Annotated in this window: 13 protein-coding genes; 10 read left to right on the top strand and 3 right to left on the bottom strand. The window is 73.4% G+C overall.

The features are described from left to right. Nucleotides 1-382: 382 nt before the first annotated feature. From lpdA to ACZ4NT_RS35455, 6 genes are all read left to right on the top strand, one after another. Nucleotides 383-1,771, top strand: a complete 1,389-nt coding sequence (gene lpdA / locus ACZ4NT_RS35480; protein WP_467729310.1) for a dihydrolipoyl dehydrogenase — start codon at nucleotides 383-385, stop codon at nucleotides 1,769-1,771. 98 nt (nucleotides 1,772-1,869) lie between these two features. After that, nucleotides 1,870-3,690: a 2-oxoglutarate dehydrogenase, E2 component, dihydrolipoamide succinyltransferase gene (gene sucB, locus ACZ4NT_RS35475; RefSeq protein ID WP_121403434.1), complete on the top strand. Its 1,821-nt coding sequence runs from the start codon at nucleotides 1,870-1,872 to the stop codon at nucleotides 3,688-3,690. Between the two features lie 232 nt (nucleotides 3,691-3,922). After that, entirely contained in the window at nucleotides 3,923-4,546 is a 624-nt protein-coding gene (locus ACZ4NT_RS35470; RefSeq protein ID WP_121403433.1) for a GntR family transcriptional regulator, read from the top strand. A 268-nt stretch (nucleotides 4,547-4,814) separates the two neighbouring features. After that, a complete protein-coding gene (aceE, locus tag ACZ4NT_RS35465) occupies nucleotides 4,815-7,517 on the top strand; it encodes a pyruvate dehydrogenase (acetyl-transferring), homodimeric type (RefSeq protein ID WP_467729307.1) in 2,703 nt (900 codons plus the stop codon). 75 nt (nucleotides 7,518-7,592) lie between these two features. Beyond that, on the top strand, nucleotides 7,593-8,573 hold the full coding sequence (locus ACZ4NT_RS35460) for a helix-turn-helix transcriptional regulator (RefSeq protein WP_467729305.1): 981 nt from the start codon (nucleotides 7,593-7,595) through the stop codon (nucleotides 8,571-8,573). 178 nt (nucleotides 8,574-8,751) lie between these two features. Then, a complete protein-coding gene (locus ACZ4NT_RS35455; RefSeq protein ID WP_467729317.1) occupies nucleotides 8,752-9,270 on the top strand; it encodes a DUF4240 domain-containing protein in 519 nt (172 codons plus the stop codon). Nucleotides 9,271-9,572: 302 nt separating this feature from the next. Here ACZ4NT_RS35455 and ACZ4NT_RS35450 read toward each other — a convergent pair whose 3' ends face one another. Beyond that, a complete protein-coding gene (locus tag ACZ4NT_RS35450; RefSeq protein ID WP_467729315.1) occupies nucleotides 9,573-10,322 on the bottom strand; it encodes a peptidoglycan recognition protein family protein in 750 nt (249 codons plus the stop codon). A gap of 598 nt (nucleotides 10,323-10,920) precedes the next feature. On the opposite strand from ACZ4NT_RS35450, the gene ACZ4NT_RS35445 reads away from it, so the two are divergent. Further along, entirely contained in the window at nucleotides 10,921-12,105 is a 1,185-nt protein-coding gene (locus tag ACZ4NT_RS35445; protein WP_121403429.1) for a MarP family serine protease, read from the top strand. Between the two features lie 81 nt (nucleotides 12,106-12,186). Here the strand turns inward: ACZ4NT_RS35445 and ACZ4NT_RS35440 are convergent, their stop codons facing one another. After that, nucleotides 12,187-12,675: a GNAT family N-acetyltransferase gene (locus tag ACZ4NT_RS35440; protein ID WP_183116869.1), complete on the bottom strand. Its 489-nt coding sequence runs from the start codon at nucleotides 12,673-12,675 to the stop codon at nucleotides 12,187-12,189. Between the two features lie 73 nt (nucleotides 12,676-12,748). On the opposite strand from ACZ4NT_RS35440, the gene ACZ4NT_RS35435 reads away from it, so the two are divergent. After that, on the top strand, nucleotides 12,749-13,663 hold the full coding sequence (locus ACZ4NT_RS35435; protein ID WP_121403427.1) for a TIGR01777 family oxidoreductase: 915 nt from the start codon (nucleotides 12,749-12,751) through the stop codon (nucleotides 13,661-13,663). 333 nt (nucleotides 13,664-13,996) lie between these two features. Next, on the top strand, nucleotides 13,997-15,391 hold the full coding sequence (locus ACZ4NT_RS35430; RefSeq protein WP_467729313.1) for an NAD(P)/FAD-dependent oxidoreductase: 1,395 nt from the start codon (nucleotides 13,997-13,999) through the stop codon (nucleotides 15,389-15,391). A 6-nt stretch (nucleotides 15,392-15,397) separates the two neighbouring features. On the opposite strand, the gene ACZ4NT_RS35425 is transcribed toward ACZ4NT_RS35430, so the two are convergent. Next, nucleotides 15,398-16,837, bottom strand: a complete 1,440-nt coding sequence (locus ACZ4NT_RS35425; protein WP_121403425.1) for a regulator — start codon at nucleotides 16,835-16,837, stop codon at nucleotides 15,398-15,400. A 313-nt stretch (nucleotides 16,838-17,150) separates the two neighbouring features. On the opposite strand from ACZ4NT_RS35425, the gene lipB reads away from it, so the two are divergent. Next, a complete protein-coding gene (lipB, locus tag ACZ4NT_RS35420) occupies nucleotides 17,151-17,948 on the top strand; it encodes a lipoyl(octanoyl) transferase LipB (RefSeq protein ID WP_121403424.1) in 798 nt (265 codons plus the stop codon). The last annotated feature ends 74 nt before the right edge of the window (nucleotides 17,949-18,022 follow it).

Genomic DNA, 18,022 nt, shown 5'->3' with positions numbered 1-18,022 from the left:
GCGACATCCGGAGGGGCGGGGTGGTTTCTGTGTTCCACGCTTTGTTCTTTCTGACCCGGCTGCCGCCCGCCGCCGCCCTCTGTTGAGCCCCCCCGCCCCCCCCCCCCGGTTCCCGGCCCCTGGGCCGCGGTCGTCCGTTCGGGCGTACGGTGATTGCGCTCTCGACGAAATCCGCACATTCGTACGCAGTCCCACCCCTCGCACGTGATGGAACAGACGTCCCACACCCCGGCCCGGCGTCCCGCCTCCGTCCGACAAGTGCGAAGATGGGTTCTCGGCAGGACAGGGCCCCCACCACAGGGCCGACCAAGAGCGGCCGGACACCAGCCGCCGCCCGGTCACTGGAGACCGGCGTACGGCGCACATGCATGGAGGACGTGACGTGGCGAACGACGCCAGCACCGTTTTCGACCTAGTGATCCTCGGCGGCGGTAGCGGCGGTTACGCCGCGGCCCTGCGCGGGGCGCAGCTGGGCCTGGACGTCGCCCTGATCGAGAAGGGCAAGGTCGGCGGCACCTGCCTGCACAACGGATGCATCCCCACCAAGGCTCTGCTGCACGCCGGTGAGATCGCCGACCAGGCACGCGAGAGCGAGCAGTTCGGTGTGAAGGCCACCTTCGAGGGCATCGACATCGAGGGCGTCCACAAGTACAAGGACGACGTGATCTCGGGCCTCTACAAGGGTCTGCAGGGTCTCATCGCCTCCCGCAAGGTGACGTACATCGAGGGCGAGGGGCGCCTCTCCTCCCCCACCTCCGTCGACGTCAACGGCCAGCGCGTCCAGGGCCGCCACGTGCTGCTCGCGACCGGCTCCGTGCCGAAGTCGCTGCCGGGCCTGGAGATCGACGGCGACCGCATCATCTCCTCGGACCACGCCCTGGTCCTGAACCGTGTCCCGCAGTCCGCGATCGTGCTCGGCGGCGGCGTCATCGGCGTCGAGTTCGCCTCGGCCTGGAAGTCCTTCGGCACCGACGTGACGGTGATCGAGGGCCTCAAGCACCTGGTGCCGGTCGAGGACGAGAACTCCTCCAAGCTGCTGGAGCGCGCGTTCCGCAAGCGGGGCATCAAGTTCAACCTGGGCACCTTCTTCTCGAAGGCCGAGTACACCCAGAACGGCGTCAAGGTCACCCTGGCCGACGGCAAGGAGTTCGAGGCCGAGGTCCTCCTCGTTGCCGTCGGACGCGGCCCGGTGTCGCAGGGCCTCGGCTACGAGGAGCAGGGCGTCGCGATGGACCGCGGCTACGTCCTGGTCGACGAGTACATGCGCACGAACGTGCCGACCATCTCCGCCGTCGGTGACCTGGTCCCGACCCTCCAGCTCGCGCACGTCGGCTTCGCCGAGGGCATCCTGGTGGCGGAGCGGCTGGCCGGTCTGAAGACCGTGCCGATCGACTACGACGGCGTGCCCCGGGTGACCTACTGCCACCCCGAGGTCGCCTCCGTGGGCATCACCGAGGCCAAGGCCAAGGAGATCTACGGCGCGGACAAGGTCGTCGCTCTGAAGTACAACCTCGCGGGCAACGGCAAGAGCAAGATCCTCAAGACCGCGGGCGAGATCAAGCTCGTCCAGGTCAAGGACGGTGCCGTGGTCGGCGTCCACATGGTCGGCGACCGGATGGGCGAGCAGGTCGGCGAGGCCCAGCTGATCTACAACTGGGAGGCGCTGCCCGCCGAGGTCGCCCAACTGGTCCACGCCCACCCGACGCAGAACGAGGCGCTCGGCGAGGCCCACCTGGCCCTCGCGGGCAAGCCGCTGCACTCCCACGACTGATCTTCCCGGGAGCCCGTCTCCCGGCTGATCCGTCACTGCGTCGCACCAGGGCGCGACGACCACAGACTTCCGCACATTCGTAAGGAGCAACAGAAACCATGCCGGTTTCCGTAACCCTTCCGGCGCTCGGCGAGAGCGTCACCGAGGGCACCGTCACCCGCTGGCTGAAGGCCGAGGGCGAGCGCGTCGAGGCCGACGAGCCGCTGCTGGAGGTGTCCACCGACAAGGTGGACACCGAGATCCCCTCGCCCGCCGCCGGTGTACTCGCCTCCATCAAGGTCGCCGAGGACGAGACCGTCGAGGTCGGCGCCGAGCTGGCCGTCATCGACGACGGCACGGGCGCGCCCGCCGCCGAGCCGGCCGCGGAGCCCGCCCCCGAGCCGGCCGCCGAGGCCGCTCCCGAGCCCGCCCCGCAGACCACCCCGTCCACCGACCAGGCCGCCCCCGCGCCGGCCCCGACCGCCGAGGCCGCCTCCGGCGGCGGCAGCGCCGAGGGCACCGACGTGGTCCTGCCCGCGCTGGGCGAGTCGGTCACCGAGGGCACCGTCACCCGCTGGCTGAAGGAGGTCGGCGAGGAGGTCTCCGAGGACGAGCCGCTGCTCGAGGTCTCCACGGACAAGGTCGACACCGAGATCCCGTCGCCCGCCTCCGGCGTGCTGCTCGAGATCGTGGTCGGCGAGGACGAGACCGCCGAGGTCGGCGCCAAGCTCGCCGTCATCGGTGCGCCCGGTGCCGCCCCCGCGCAGGCCCCGGCCGCCCCGGCCGAGGAGCCCGCCCAGGCCCAGAAGCCGGCCCCGGCCCAGGAGCCCGCTCCGGCTCCGGCTCCGGCCGCCCCCGCCGAGCCCGCTCCGGCCCCGGCCGCCCCGCAGGCGCCGTCGGCCCCCGCGCCGCAGCAGCAGACCGCGCCCGCGCCCGACCCGGCGCCCGCGGCGCCCGCCCCGGCACCGGCTCCCGCCACCCAGGCCCCGGCGCCCGCCGCGACCTCCGGTGACGACGGCGCGTACGTGACCCCGCTGGTGCGCAAGCTCGCCGCCGAGAACAACGTCGACCTGTCCTCCGTCAAGGGCACCGGCGTCGGCGGCCGCATCCGCAAGCAGGACGTCATCGCCGCCGCCGAGGCCGCGAAGGCCGCCGCCCCGGCTCCGGCCGCGGCTGCCGCCCCCGCCGCCGCCAAGGCTCCGGCGCTGGAGGCCTCCCCGCTGCGCGGCCAGACCGTCAAGATGCCCCGCATCCGCAAGGTCATCGGCGACAACATGGTCAAGGCCCTGCACGAGCAGGCCCAGCTGTCCTCGGTCGTCGAGGTCGACGTCACCCGGCTGATGCGGCTGCGCGCGCAGGCGAAGGACTCCTTCGCCGCCCGCGAGGGCGTCAAGCTCTCCCCGATGCCGTTCTTCGTGAAGGCGGCGGCCCAGGCGCTGAAGGCCCACCCGGCCGTCAACGCCCGGATCAACGTCGAGGACGGCACGATCACCTACTTCGACACCGAGAACGTCGGTATCGCGGTGGACTCCGAGAAGGGCCTGATGACCCCGGTCATCAAGCACGCGGGCGACCTCAACATCGCCGGTATCGCCAAGGCCACCGCCGACCTGGCGGGCAAGGTCCGGGCGAACAAGATCACCCCGGACGAGCTGTCCGGCGCGACCTTCACGATCAGCAACACCGGCTCGCGCGGTGCGCTGTTCGACACGATCATCGTGCCGCCGAACCAGGTCGCCATCCTGGGCATCGGCGCGACGGTCAAGCGCCCGGCCGTCATCGAGACCGCCGAGGGCACCGTCATCGGCGTCCGCGACATGACGTACCTGACGCTCTCCTACGACCACCGTCTGGTGGACGGCGCCGACGCGGCCCGTTACCTGACCGCGGTCAAGGCGATCCTGGAGGCGGGCGAGTTCGAGGTCGAGCTCGGCCTGTAGTCCGCATCCCCCTGCAGGCGCCCCCGTCCGGAGCTCTCCGGGCGGGGGCGCCGTGCTGCCGCCCCCGGGTCCCAGGACCTCGCCGGACCCGCGAGGCGGGCCGCCGGTGACCGCGTGTAAGTCTCGTCTCACCTGCGCGAAAGCGCCCCCGTGCGCCTCTCCCCCGCAGCGGCACGGCCTTATTGTCTAGACGTCAACGCCCTCGGGGCCCGCGCGTTCCAAAGGAGCTCTCATGACCGCGCCCGTCGTCCACTCGCTGCGCGAACAGATCCGCGAGCACATCGTGGAGGGGATCGTCAGCGGGCGCTGGAAGCCGGGCGAGCGGATCGTCGAGCGGCGGATCGCCACGGAGCTGGAGGTCAGCCAGACACCGGTCCGGGAGGCGCTGCGCGAGCTGGAGTCGCTCCGGCTGATCGAGTCGGCCCCCAACAAGGGCGTCCGGGTCCGGAACCTGACCGCGGCCGACCTGGAGGAGAGCTACCCGGTGCGCGCCGGCCTGGAGGCCATCGCCGCGGAGCTGGCGGCCGGACGGCTGGCCGAGGACTGCTCGGCCCTGGAGCCCCACGTCAGCGCGCTCTACGAGGCGGACCGCAACGCCGACGGCACCGCTCAGGTCCGGCACACGGTGGGGTTCCACCGCGAGCTGGTGCGCGCCGCGGGCAACTCCGTGCTGCTGCACACCTGGGAGGGCCTCGGCATCGAGGTGTTCACGGCCCTGTCGATCCGCTGGCTGGGCACCGTCCAGCAGTCCTACGCCGAGGAGCACGAGGCCCTCGTGGACGCCTTCCGCCGCCGGGACCCGATGATCGCGGACCTGGTGAAGGCCCATGTGCTGGGCTGCGCACCGCGGCCCTGACGTATGTGCGTCCCCCTGCTCAGACGTGCTCCCACCTGCGGGAACCTTCGATTTCAAGGCACCCGGTGCCTGCGCTGAAGGCACCGGGTGCCGACTTTGTCGATCTGAAGAGGTTTTCTCCTTCAACCCTTTGATCGATCATCGATCAGGGAGTTACAGTCACCGACGGGCTTCCACCGAGGCCTCAAGCCCTGTCCTGCCAAAGACCTAGGGCACCCCCGAACCCTTGCCGATGAGGGAACCCCCTTCGACTGAGGAAGGCGGCGTAATGACCGACCCCACCGCAATCCAGCCGAGCGAGCTCGACCAGCTCCCGGACCGCGACCCGGAGGAGACCGCCGAATGGCAGGCCTCCCTGGATGCCGTCACCGAGGCGGCCGGGCCGCATCGTGCCGCGTACCTGATGCGCCGCACGCTGGAGCGCGCCGAGGGCAACGGCCTCGCGCTGCCCAAGCTGCTCGAGACCGACTACGTCAACACCATCCCCACCTCCGCCGAGCCCGCCGTGGACGGCGACGAGGAGATGGAACGCCGCATCACCGCGTGGAACCGCTGGAACGCGGCCGCCATGGTGACGCGCGGCTCGAAATACGGGGTCGGCGGCCACATCGCCACCTTCGCCTCCGCCGCCTGGCTCTACGAGACGGGCTTCAACCACTTCTTCAAGGGCAAGGAGGGTGACGGGTCCGGCGACCAGCTCTACATCCAGGGCCACGCCTCCCCCGGCATCTACGCCCGCGCCTTCCTCGACGGCCGGCTGACCGAGCACCACCTCGACCGCTTCCGCCAGGAGTCCGCCGGCGACGGCCTGCCGTCCTACCCGCACCCGCGGCGCCTGCCCTGGCTGTGGGAGTTCCCCACCGTCTCCATGGGCCTCGGCCCGCTCTCCGCGATCTATCAGGCGCGCTTCAACCGCTACCTGACCAACCGCGGCATCAAGGACGTCTCGCAGTCCCACGTGTGGGCCTTCCTCGGCGACGGCGAGATGGACGAGCCCGAGTCGACGGCGGCACTCGCACTCGCCAGCCGCGAGGGTCTGGACAACCTCACCTTCGTCATCAACTGCAACCTGCAGCGTCTCGACGGCCCGGTCCGCGCCAACTTCAAGATCGTGCAGGAGCTGGAGGCCCAGTTCCGCGGCGCCGGCTGGAACGTCGTGAAGTCGCTGTGGGGCAACGCCTGGGACGAGCTCTTCCGGCTCGACACCACGGGCGCGCTGGTCCGCCGTCTGCGCGAGGTACCCGACGCGCAGGTGCAGACGTACCAGACGCGCGACGCCGCCTACATCCGCCAGGACTTCTTCGGCGCCGACCCGGCGCTCGTCGAGATGGCCAAGCTGCTGTCCGACGACAAGATCCTGGAGTGCTTCCACCTCTCCCGCGGCGGCCACGAGGCGCGCAAGGTGTACGCCGCGTACAAGGCCGCCCTGTCGCACAAGGGCGCGCCGACGGTGATCCTGGCCCAGACGGTCAAGGGCCACACCCTCGGCCCGGGCTTCGCCTCGAAGAACGCCAACCACCAGATGAAGAAGCTGTCGACGGACGAGTTCAAGCAGATGCGCGACCTGCTCGAACTGCCCATCTCCGACGCCCAGTTCGTCGACGGCGTGGTGCCCTACGGCCACCCCGGCGCCGACTCCCCCGAGGTCCGCTACCTCCAGGAGCGCCGCGCCGCCCTCGGCGGTCCGGCCCCGGCCCGCCGCACCCACGCGCTCGCGCCGCTGCCCGCCCCCGCCGACAAGGCGTTCACGTCCTTCGACAAGGGCTCCGGCACGCAGAACGTGGCGACGACCATGGCCTTCGTCCGCCTCGTCAAGGACCTGGTCCGCGACAAGGAGACCGGGAAGCGCTGGGTGCCGATCGTCCCCGACGAGGCCCGTACCTTCGGTATGGAGTCGCTCTTCCCCTCCCTCGGCATCTACTCGCCGAAGGGCCAGACGTACGAGCCGGTCGACCGCGACCAGCTGATGTACTACAAGGAGGCCACGAACGGCCAGATCCTCAACGAGGGGATCACCGAGGCCGGCTCGATGGCGGACTTCATCGCCGCGTCCACCGCGTACTCCACGCACGGCGAAGCGATGATCCCCTTCTACATCTTCTACTCGATGTTCGGCTGGCAGCGCACGGCCGACCAGATGTGGCAGCTCGGCGACCAGCTCGGCCGCGGCTTCCTGGTCGGCGCCACGGCCGGCCGCACGACGCTGACCGGTGAGGGCCTCCAGCACGCGGACGGGCACTCCCCCGTCATCGCGGCGACCAACCCGGCGGCGCTGACGTACGACCCGGCGTTCGCGTACGAGGTCGCGGCGATCGTCAAGGACGGTCTGCGCCGGATGTACGGCGACGCGGCTCCGGGCGAGGACCCGAACGTCTTCTACTACCTGACGGTCTACAACGAGCCGATGCCCCAGCCCGCCAAGCCCGCGGGCCTCGGTATCGACGAGGGCATCGTCAAGGGCCTCTACCGCTTCAACACGGCCGAGTCCGCGGGCCTCTCGCCCGCCGCCAACGCCGTGCGCATCCAGCTCCTCGGTTCCGGTACGGCCATCCACTGGGCGCTCAAGGCCCAGCGGCTGCTCGCCGAGGAGTGGGGCGTGGCCGCCGACGTGTGGTCCGCGACCTCCTGGACCGAGCTGCGGCGCGACGCGCTGGAGGCCGACGCGGCGCTGCTGCGCGGCGAGGAGCGGGTGCCGTACGTCCGCCAGGCGCTGCACGCCGCCGAGGGCCCGGTGCTGGCCGTCAGCGACTACATGCGCCAGGTCCCGGACCAGATCGCCCAGTGGGTCGAGCAGGACTACTCCTCCCTCGGCGCCGACGGCTTCGGTCTCTCCGACACCCGCGAGGCGGCCCGCCGCCACTTCGGGGTGGACGCCGAGTCGATCGTCGTCGCCGCGCTGGCCCAGCTCGCCCGCCGCGGCGAGGTCAAGGCCTCCGCGGTGAAGGAGGCGCGGGAGCGCTACGGCCTGTAGGAGCCGTGTACGGACGGAGGGGCACGGCGATCGCCGTGCCCCTCCGCTGTCGGTGCCGCCCGGCATCATGAACCCATGCGCGCTGCCCGCCTGATCAAGATGGTGCTGCTGCTTCAGTCCCGGCCGTCGATGACCGCCGCCGAGCTGGCACGGGAGCTGGAGGTGTCCGAGCGGACCGTCACGCGGGACGCCCAGGCGCTCTCCGAGGCGGGGGTCCCGGTGTACGCGGACCGGGGGCGGACCGGCGGATACCGGTTGATCGGCGGGTACCGGACGCGGCTGACGGGGCTGGCGCGGAGCGAGGCGGAGGCGCTGTTCCTCTCCGGGGTGCCCGGGGCGCTGCGCGAGATGGGCCTCGGCGACGCCGCCTCGGCGGCCCGGCTGAAGGTGTCCGCCGCGCTGCTGCCCTCGCTGCGGGACGCCTCGCGGACGGCCGGGCAGCGCTTCCATCTCGACGCGCCCGCCTGGTTCAGCGAACCGGAGACCCCCGAGCTGCTGCCGGCGGTCGCGGATGCGGTGTGGGACGACCGCCGCATCGGGGCGCGCTACCGGCGCGGCGAGGAGGAGGTGCAGCGCTCCCTGGAGCCGTACGGGCTCGTGCTGAAGGCGGGCGTCTGGTACCTGTGCGCCCGGGAGCCGGGATCGGGCTCCTACCGGGTCTACCGGATCGACCGGTTCACCGCGGTCGCCGCGGTCGCCGCGGACGCGGAGCGCTTCGTCCGGGACGACGACTTCGACCTGCCCGGATTCTGGGCGGAACGGGCCGCCCAGTTCGCGCGGTCGATCCTGCGCGCCCGAGTCGTCCTGCGGCTCTCGGCCCCGGGGGCGCGACGGCTGCCGTACGTCGTCGATGCGGCGTCCGCGCGGGAGGCGCTGAGCGCTCCGGAAGGGCCCGACGAGGACGGCTGGGTGACCGTCGCGCTGGCGGTCGAATCCGAGGAGGTGGCGTACGGCCAGCTCATGACGCTGGGACCGGAGGTCGAGGTGCTGTCCCCCGCCGCCCTGCGGGAGCGCTTCGCCCGGGACGCGCTGCGGCTCGCGGCGCTCTACCGCTGAACGCCGGGGCCCGTCCCGCCCCCTGGCACCGGGAAGATCTTCGTCCGCGGCCGCCCCGTCCCGCCCGAGCGCGAAAAGCCCCAGGTACCCGGCGGTTTTACCGTGGGCATGTGCACGCATAACAATCTGCGGCACTCCACGTGCGTCCCTCCCTTCCAGGCCCGATGCTGGACCCGTGATGGACGAGACGGAGTTCTGGGAGCTGGTGGACGCGACCCGCGAGGCCGCCGAGGGTGACCCCGAGGAGCAGGCCGACCTGCTCGTCGAACGGCTCCTGCGGCTGGATCCGGACTCCGTCCTGGATTTCGCCCGGCACTTCGAGTCCCGCTACAACCGCGCGTACCGCTGGGACCTGTGGGGAGCCGCGTGGATGCTGCTCGACGGGGCCAGCGACGACGCCTTCGACTTCTTCCGGTGCTGGTTGATCGGCCAGGGCCGGGAGGTCTTCGAGGGCGCGGTGCACGACCCGGACTCGCTCGCCGATCTCCTGGACGACTTCGACGAGGAGGTGGACGGAGACGGCGAGGAGCTGGGGTACGCGGCGGACGAGGCGTACGAGCAGCTCACCGGCGTCGTCGCCCCCGATCTGGGGATTCCGCCCGCGCCAGCCGAGCCCGAGGGCACGCCGCTCGACTTCGAGAACGAGGGCCTGCTCGCCGAGCGGTACCCCCGGCTGTGGGAGCGCTTCAAGGACTGAGGCCCCCTGTCCGGCCCGTCCGCCGTCGGCGGCCGGCCGGTCGGCCTCGGCCGCGGCCTGCGGCGGTGGCGCCGCGTCGGCCCGGTCCGGGGCGGACGCCGTGGCCGCCGACGGTCCGAGCACGACCGTCACGACCGCGCACGCCACCGTCCACGGACTGCGCGGGGCCCCACTCCACCGGCCGGTGCCCCGCGGACGACTGCTGCTCGTCTTCCCCCTCCCCCACCTCCGTCGGCTGTACGGAGAGGCTGGGGATGCGGGCTCTGCTGAGCCCTGGGCCCGCTGTGGGGCGGCTGGGGACCTCACCGCCCCTGGAGCCGCGCCGCCAGCTCCCGCATGGCCGGCAGCCGGGCGGTCAGGGCGGCCCCCGGGCAACTCGTCTGGAAGCCCGCGTTGTGGCCGGCCAGCGCCGGCAGCGAGGCGGGGGTGCCCGCCTCGTAGCGGCTGAGGTCGTTGCTGGACACCAGGCGCACCCTGGTCCGCGGGTCGACGTTGCCGAGGCCGAGTTTCCACGCGGCGACCGCGGCGATCGCGTCCGTCATCGCCTTGGGGACCGGGGTGCCCGCGGTGAAGGTGCCGATGGCCGCGATGCCCACCGTGCGGTGGTTGAAGCCCTGGGTGTGGGCGCCGGTGACGGGCCGGTCGACGCCGCCGGCCCGGCCCTCGTAGATCGTGCCGCAGCGGTCGACCAGGAAGTTGTAGCCGATGTCGTCCCACTGGCGGGCGCCGGTCTGGCCCGCGTACAGGTAGCGGATGATGCGGGGCGTGTCGGCGCAGTCGTACCCGTTGGGCGAGTCGGTGTGATGCACGAAGACCGCGGCGATGCGGTCGTCGTAGCGCGGCGGCGGCTGTCCGGGGGCGCGGGGGTCGATCCAGCGCGTACGCGGCACGATGGCGGGGCGCGGCGCCTGGTGCTCCACGGCGGGCCGCGCCGCGACGGGCCGGTCCGCTCCGGAGTCCCCGCCGCCCAGCCCCACGGTGACGAGCACCAGGGCCAGCACGACGGCGAGCCCCGGCAGGAAGAGCAGGGCCACCCGGGCGGGCGTGGGCAGCCGCGCCGGGTCGAAGCGACGCGGGGGCCTCGCCGGGGGCGCGGATGCGGCTGCGCCCCCGGATGCGGGCGGGGGTGTGCCGTCAGGGGGCGCGGACGCGCCGTCGGCCGCAGGTACGGCTCCGCCCTCCGATACGGGCGTGGACGTGCCGCCCGGCGGGGGCGTGGGTGTCCCGTGCGGCGGAGGCGTGGACGTGCCGTGCGGCGCGGGCCCCGTGCGCGGGGGCTCGGCCGGGAGCGGGCGTGCGGCGGTCACCGGGCGTTCGGCGCGGGGAATGCGCAGGCGGCGTACCGCGGCCCGGAGGCGCGCCGCTCGTGGCTCCCGCGTCTCGGCGGTCCGCGCGTGCCGCGCGGTCCGCCGCGGCGCGGCGCCGGGTATTCGTGCCCCCCGCGCTCTGGGGAAGACACGCATTCCTCCACCCTCGCCCCGGTCCGCTCCGTCCGCGACGTGTGCTGTGCCACCCGGTGGAACCATCGTCCCGGTCCGGGACGTTTTTACAGGTCCACGCACGTGTGCCGGTTTCCGGGCCGCACGCGCGCGTGCCTGATCAGTGGGCCCTCCCCACGCGTACTAGGGGGCCCGAGAGAAAGGCGGCTCCGTGGACCTGCTCGACTTGCTGCTGTTGCTGGTGATCCTGGCCTACGCGGCGTCCGGCTACCGGCGTGGCCTGGTCGCCGGCTGCGTCTCGCTGGCCGGTTTCGTGGGCGGTGCCGTCGTCGGGGTGTGGCTTCTGCCGTGGGTGATGGACCTGGTCGCCGCGGGGACACCGGCGGCCACGGTGACCGCCGTGCTGACCGTGCTGATGCCGGCCGTGGTCGGGCACGAGCTGGCGGGACGGCTGGCACTGAAGCTCCGCCGCGAGCTGGACGCCGGCCCGCTGCGGGTGGCCGACGGAGTGGGCGGCGCCGCCGCGAACACTTTGGCGGTGCTGCTGGTGGCCTGGGTCGCCGCCAGCGTCCTGGGCGCGTCCTCGTCCACCGTGGTCACCCAGTCGATACGCAATTCCGCCCTGCTGGGCGCCGTGCAGGACGCGATGCCGGACGCCACCCCCGCCTGGTTCTCGCGGGCCACGTCGGCCCTGACGGAGGCGGGCTTCCCGCAGGTGTTCAACCCGTTCGAGAACGAGCCCGCGGCCGGCGTGGCCAAGCCCTCCGGGGACAGCGTGACGCCGAGTGCGACGAACGCGGCCAAGCGCAGCACCGTGAAGGTCGAGGGCGCCTCCGGGGGCCAGGGCCGCGAGGGCAGCGGCTTCGTGTACGCGTCCCGGCACGTGCTCACCAACGCCCACGTGGTGGCGGGCATCGACCGGCCGACGGTCCGGGTCGGCGGCGTGGGGCGCGCCCTCGACGCGCGGGTCGTGCTCTTCGACCCCGAGAAGGACGTCGCCGTCCTGTACGTGCCGGGTCTGCAGGCGCCCGCCCTGCGGTTCGACGACCGTGCGGAGCGGGGCGACTCGGCGGTCGTCGCCGGTTACCCGCAGGACGGCGGCCTGGACCTGCAGGCGGCGACGGTCGCGAACCGCATCGACGCGACGGGGCAGAACATCTACAACACGGACACGGTGACCCGCGAGATCTACTCCATCCGCTCCACCGTCCGCCCGGGCAACTCCGGCGGCCCCCTGCTGACCACCGACGGGAAGGTCTTCGGCGTCGTCTTCGCCCGCTCGACCTCGGACAGCGAGACGGGGTACGTCCTGACGGTGGACGAGGTCGCGGGCGACGCCGGACGGGCGGCGAGGGCCACGGCACCGGTGGACACGGGCGATCTGGTCACCTCGTGACGGACCGTCCGCGACCGCCGTCGCGGTGGACGGAGCGGCCTGCGGGAGCGGCGGGACGGCCGCGGTCCCCCGTGCCGTCCGTCAGAGCCGACGCCCCATCATGACGTCGTCCACATAGGCGCCTTCGAGCAGGAACTCCTCGGGCAGGACGCCCTCGACCACGAACCCCTCGGACTCGTAGAGCTTCCGGGCCGGCGTGTTGTGGCCGAGCACGCGGAGGGTGAGCCGCCGCGCGCCCAGGCGCCGGGCCTCGTCCTGCGCGGCCCGCAGCAGCGCCCGCCCGACGCCGGTCCCCCGCGCCTCGTCGGCGACCACGAGTCCCTGGATCTGCCGGACGTGCGCGTTGCAGGCGAGGGGGGTCGGGAATCCCAGCCGGATGTAGCCGACGACCTTCCCGGCGAGTTCGGCGACCAGGTGGTCCCGCGGGCCGAACCGCTCGCTGTAGAAGGGCTCGTACGGCGGCCGGGGACGCGGCTGGACGGCGTGCACCGGCGACCAGGTGTCGCGGTCGAGTCGGCCGAGGGCCTCCTCGTCGTCGAGGGTGGCGTGGCGTATGTACGGAACCGGCATGCCGATCACTGTACGACGGGGGCGCGACGGGCCGGACCCGGTGTTTTCCCGGGGCACCCGGCAGGATGGATCCATGAACTCACCGCTTGCAACCGGCTCCCGCATCGCGATCGCCGGCGCCTCCGGACTGCTCGGCTCGGCACTCGCGCGCTCCCTCACCGCGGACGGCCACGAGGTGGTCCGCCTGGTGCGCCGCGCGCCCCGGGCGAAGGACGAGGTCCGCTGGGACCCCCGCGCCCAGCGGGTCGACGCGGCCGGGCTCGCCGGATGCGCGGCGGTGGTCAACCTCGCCGGAGCCGGGATCGCCTCGCGGCGGTGGACGGAGGACTACAAGCGGGAGATCCGCGACAGCCGGGTGCTCGGGACGGCCGCGCTCGCCGAGGCGGTGGCGTCGCTCGACACTCCGCCGCGCGTCCTGGTCAACGGGAGCGCGATCGGCTTCTACGGGGACACGGGCGACCGTGCGGTGGACGAGACGGCGCCGCCCGGGGACGGTTTTCTGCCGTCCGTGTGCGTGGAGTGGGAGGAGGCGACGAGCGCCGCGCAGGAGGCGGGCGTCCGCACCGTGTTCGCGCGCACCGGGCTGGTGGTGGCCCGGGACGGCGGGGCCTGGGGAAAGCTCTTCCCGATCTTCAAGGCCGGGCTCGGGGGGCGAATGGGGGACGGGCGCCAGTACTGGAGCTACATCGCCCTGCACGACGAGGTGGCCGCGCTGCGCCATCTCATCGACACCGAGTCGCTGTCCGGGCCGGTCAATCTGACGGCACCGGAGCCGCTCACCAACGCCGAGGTGACGGCGGCGATGGGGCGGGTGCTGCGGCGGCCCACCCTCTTCCCCGTGCCGGCGCCGGTGTTGCGGACCGCCCTCGGCGGGATGGCCGACGACGTCCTGGGCAGCCAGCGGATCCTGCCCACCCGGCTGCTCGACACCGGCTTCGCGTTCGCGTTCCCGTCGATCGACGCGGCCCTGCGCTCCGCGCTGCGCTGACCGGCGGCTCACGCCGGGCGGGAAAGGCGGCCGTCCCGACCGGCGCTGCGCTCCGCGCCGCGCCGACCGGCGGGCCCGCGCCGGCCGGGAGGGTGGCCGGCCCGACCGGCGTTCGCGGACGAGCGCGCCCGCGCGGCACGAAGATCCGGGGCGAAGCCTCCGGGGGCCAGGCCTCCGGGGGCGCGGAAAGTGCTCCCCCCGTGCGACCGTGCGAGGCCTCCGTGCCCCTTGTCTCGACCGGCGGTCGACTTAACCTCGACCGGAACTCGGGTATTCCGGGCCCCTGTTGGGGGCATGACGTCCCCACAGCCGCGCGACCTCCAGGAGGAGCACGTGCTAGAGCCGGCACGCGAAGCGCACATCTCGCAGGACGTGGACGTCGTGATCGTGGGGGCCGGAGTCGCAGGACTCGCGGCCGCCCACCACCTCACCGCGGCGGGTCTCACCACCGCCGTTCTGGAAGCCGCCCCTCATGTGGGGGGACGCATGTCGACGGAGAAGGTGGACGGGTTCCGGCTCGACCGGCTGGGCCGGCCGCTGTCCACCTCGTATCCCGAACTGCGCCGCACCCCGGGCCTGGAGGCGCTGGCCCTGCGATCGTTCTCACCGGGCGTTCTGCTGCACAGCGACGGCCGGCACCACCGGGTGCACGCCCCCCACGGCCCCCGGAGCGCAAGGGGCGCACTCACCGTCGTGCGCGCCCTGGCGAGCGCCCCCCGGCTGCCGGGCACGGCGCCCCGTCCCGGCGGGCACACCGGGCCCTCGGGGCGGCCCACGGGTCCCCTCGGCCGGCCCGTGGACCAGGCCCGCCTCGGCGCCGCCCTGGCGCGGCTGGCGGCCACCCCGCCCGTCGAACTGCTGGGCCGTCCGGAACTCCCGGCGGCCGAGGCGCTGTCGGCCCGCGGGTTCCCGCCCCGCACGGTCGGCGGCGTCCTGCGGCCCCTGCTCGCCGCCCTGTTGTGCGATCCGTCCCTGACGACGTCCAGCCGCTGCGCGGACCTGGCCCTGCACTCCTTCGCAACCGGACGGCTGTGCCTTCCGGAGGGGGGCTCCGACGCCCTGCCCGAACTCCTCGCCGCCACCCTGCCCGCGGGCACCGTCCGCACCGGAGTGCACGTGACCGCGGTCTCCACGACGTCGGTCACCACCCGGGAGCAGGGCGAACTCCCCTGCCGTGCACTGGTATTGGCGACGGGAGCCCGCGCCGCGGCCGGCCTCCTGCCCGGACTGCGGGTCCCCGCCTTCCATCCCGTGACCGTCGTCCACCACACGGCGGACGAGCCGCCGCTCGCCGACCCGGCGCTGCTGCTGGACGCCGACCGGAGCGGCCCGGTGACGCACACCGCGGTGATCAGCCAGGTCGACCCGACCCGGGCGCCCGCGGGCCGCGCCCTCATCTCCTCGACGGTGCTGGGCACTCCGCCGGACCCGGCCCACCTGGACGCGGCGGTCCGTGCCCAACTGGCCCGTCTCTACGGGACGTCGACCGGCCGGTGGGAACTCCTCGCGGTGCACCACGACCCCGAGGCGGTCCCCGCGACGCCCGCGCCGTACGACCGGTGCCGCCCGGTCCGCCTGCTGGCCGGGCTGTACGTGTGCGGCGACCACCGCGACACCGGTACGGTCCAGGGCGCGCTGCACTCCGGTCGCCGGGCCGCCCGGGCCCTGCTCAAGGACCTGGGCGTCGCACCGGCCGCGGCGTCCCGGCCGCTCCGGAGGGCCGCGTAGCGCGACTCACCCCAGGGCCGACACCCGGTCCCGGTAGGTCCGCACGGGCGCGGCGTCCCGGTACGGCTCCAGCCGGCGTTCGAAGTCGCGCACGTACTCGACCGCCCGCACCGACCGCATCTCCGCGGCCTGTCCGGCGGCCTCGGCCCCCAGCTGGCAGGCCTGGTCGAGTTCGCCGAGCGCCAGTCGCGAGGTGGCCAGCACGACCCGGCAGAACAGCCTGCTGCGCGCGTACACGGGCGCCCGCAGCTGCAGCGACCGCTCGGCGTGCTGGGCGGCGGCGCGGTACTGCTGCAGATCCCGGTGGCAGTGCCCGAACTCGTCGGCGAGCTGCGCCTCGTCGAAGAACCGCGCCCAGTGCGGGACATCGTCGGCGGGCCGGGCCGCCTCCAGGGCCCGCTCCGCCCGCACCAGCGAGGCGGTGCAGGCCCGCACCTCGCCCAGCACGCCGTGTCCGCGCGCCTCGACGGAGTGCAGCATCGCCTGCATCACGGGCGGGGCGGACGAGCCGACGCCCTGCTGCGCCACCCGCGCCAGCTGGACGGCCTCGCGTCCGTGGCCCAGGTAGACGGCCTGCCGGCTCATCGTCACCAGCACGTAGGACCCGTACGCCCGGTCGCCGGCCGCCTGGGCGAGACGCAGCGCCTGGACGAAGTAGCGCTGGGCGAGCCCGTGGGCGGCGATGTCGTACGAGGTCCAGCCGGCGAGGCGGGTGAGGTCGGCTGCGGCCGCGAAGAGGCGGCGGCCGGTCTGCTCGCCGTAGCTGCCGCGCAGCATCGGTTCGGCCTCGTGCTCCAGATACCGCACGAGGGCCTGCCGGGCGTGGCCGCCGCCGTACGCGTGATCGAGCGACCGGAACAACTCGCCGACCGAGCGCAGGGCGGCGATGTCGCCCCCGGTGACCCGCTGGCCGGGTCCGCGCTCGGACTGGCCGCGCTGGCGGGGCACCGCGGGGCGGCCCTGCACGGGCACCCGGAGGCCGACCGGTTCGCCGCGGCCGACGCGGTCGTCGGCGCGCCCGATGAGCCAGTCCCGGCTGGGGACGACCAGTCCCGCGGGAGTGAAGGCGATCTTGCGGAGCTCGGCGTGGCTGCCGGAGTCCTTGCGCCAGAGACCGCTGACGATGTCGACGGCCTCCTCGGGGCTCGCGGCGAACTCCAGGCCCGCGTACACCGGGGCGCAGGCGTCGAGGCCGAGGTCCTGGGCGGTGAGGCGGCGGCCGAGGCGGCGGGTGAAGACCTCGGCGATGAGGGCGGGTGTGGTGCCCCGGGGCTGCTGACCTCGCAGCCAGCGGGTGACGGATGTCTTGTCGTATCTGAGGTCGAGGCCGTGTTCGAGGCCGAGCTGGTCCACGCGACGGGCGAGACCTGCATTGGAGAACCCCGCTTCTGCGATGAGCGCGGCGAGCTGTCGGTTGGGGGTGCGCTGCGCGGGTCGTTCCGTCATCTGCGGTGCGGTCTCCTGCCTTCCGGGCACGTCAAGTGCCCGGATTGCCTGTGAGCAGCCCTTATGGCCTCGTGAACGGCGCGAATGTAGCGGTCTGTAAGCACCCGATCGCACATTTCGACGTTCATTCATCCGATCGTGTGAGGATTGGTCCCGGGGCTGACGGAGGTCGGCCGGACGTACAGTGGCGTAGGCGTGCTTCGTGCCTTACGGGTCCGCCCCGCGTGTCGCGCGGGAGGGTCCCGGGGCCGGTGCCCCGTGCCCTGCGCGCCACCAGTTCGTGCCCGTGGGAGCTTCTAGAAAGGCGCTTGCCGTGAGTGAGTTGCGGTTCGTCCGGATGGGATTCGGTGCGGAGGCCGTCGAGTACCAGGAGGCCTGGGACGAGCAGCGTCGCGTGCACGCCGCCCGTTTCCTGGACGAGGTCCCCGACACCTGCCTGCTGCTGGAGCACCCGCCCGTCTACACGGCCGGCCGGCGCACGGCCGACAGCGAGCGCCCCCTCGACGGCACCCCCGTCGTCGACGTGGACCGCGGCGGCAAGATCACCTGGCACGGCCCGGGCCAGCTGGTGGGCTACCCGATCCAGAAGCTGCCGCGCCCGGTGGACGTGGTGGCGCACCTGCGCCGGCTGGAGGACGCGATGATCCGCGTCTGCGCCGAGTTCGGCGTCGAGACCAGCAGGGTCGAGGGCCGGGCGGGTGTCTGGGTCCTCGGCGACCCGGTGGAGCAGCGCCCCTCCCCCGGCGGCCTCTCCCTCGACTTCGACCCGCGGCTTACCGACGACGAGTTCGACCCCCGCCTGGACGGACCGGAGTACGCGCCCTCCAACGCCGGACAGCGGCGCGAGGACCGCAAGATCTGCGCGGTGGGCATCCGGGTCGCCAAGGGCGTGACCATGCACGGCTTCGCCCTGAACGTGAACCCGGACACCTCCTCCTTCGACAAGATCATTCCGTGTGGCATCCGCGACGCGGGCGTGACGTCCCTCGCCTACGAGCTGGGCCGGGACCTGACCATCGCCGACGTCCTGCCGGTGGCCGAGAAGCACCTGCGGGACATCCTGGAGAACGCGGAGCTCAAGCCGCGCGAGGTGGAGCGGGCCTCGGCCTAGGGAGCTCGGGCCCCGGGAATGCACCCCCGGACCCGAAGGTTGCCCAGACGCAGGGCCGAAAACAGCACGGGCGT

This window comes from Streptomyces sp. NPDC026417, from assembly GCF_055567695.1.
This window is presented reverse-complemented; position numbering and strand designations above follow the sequence as displayed.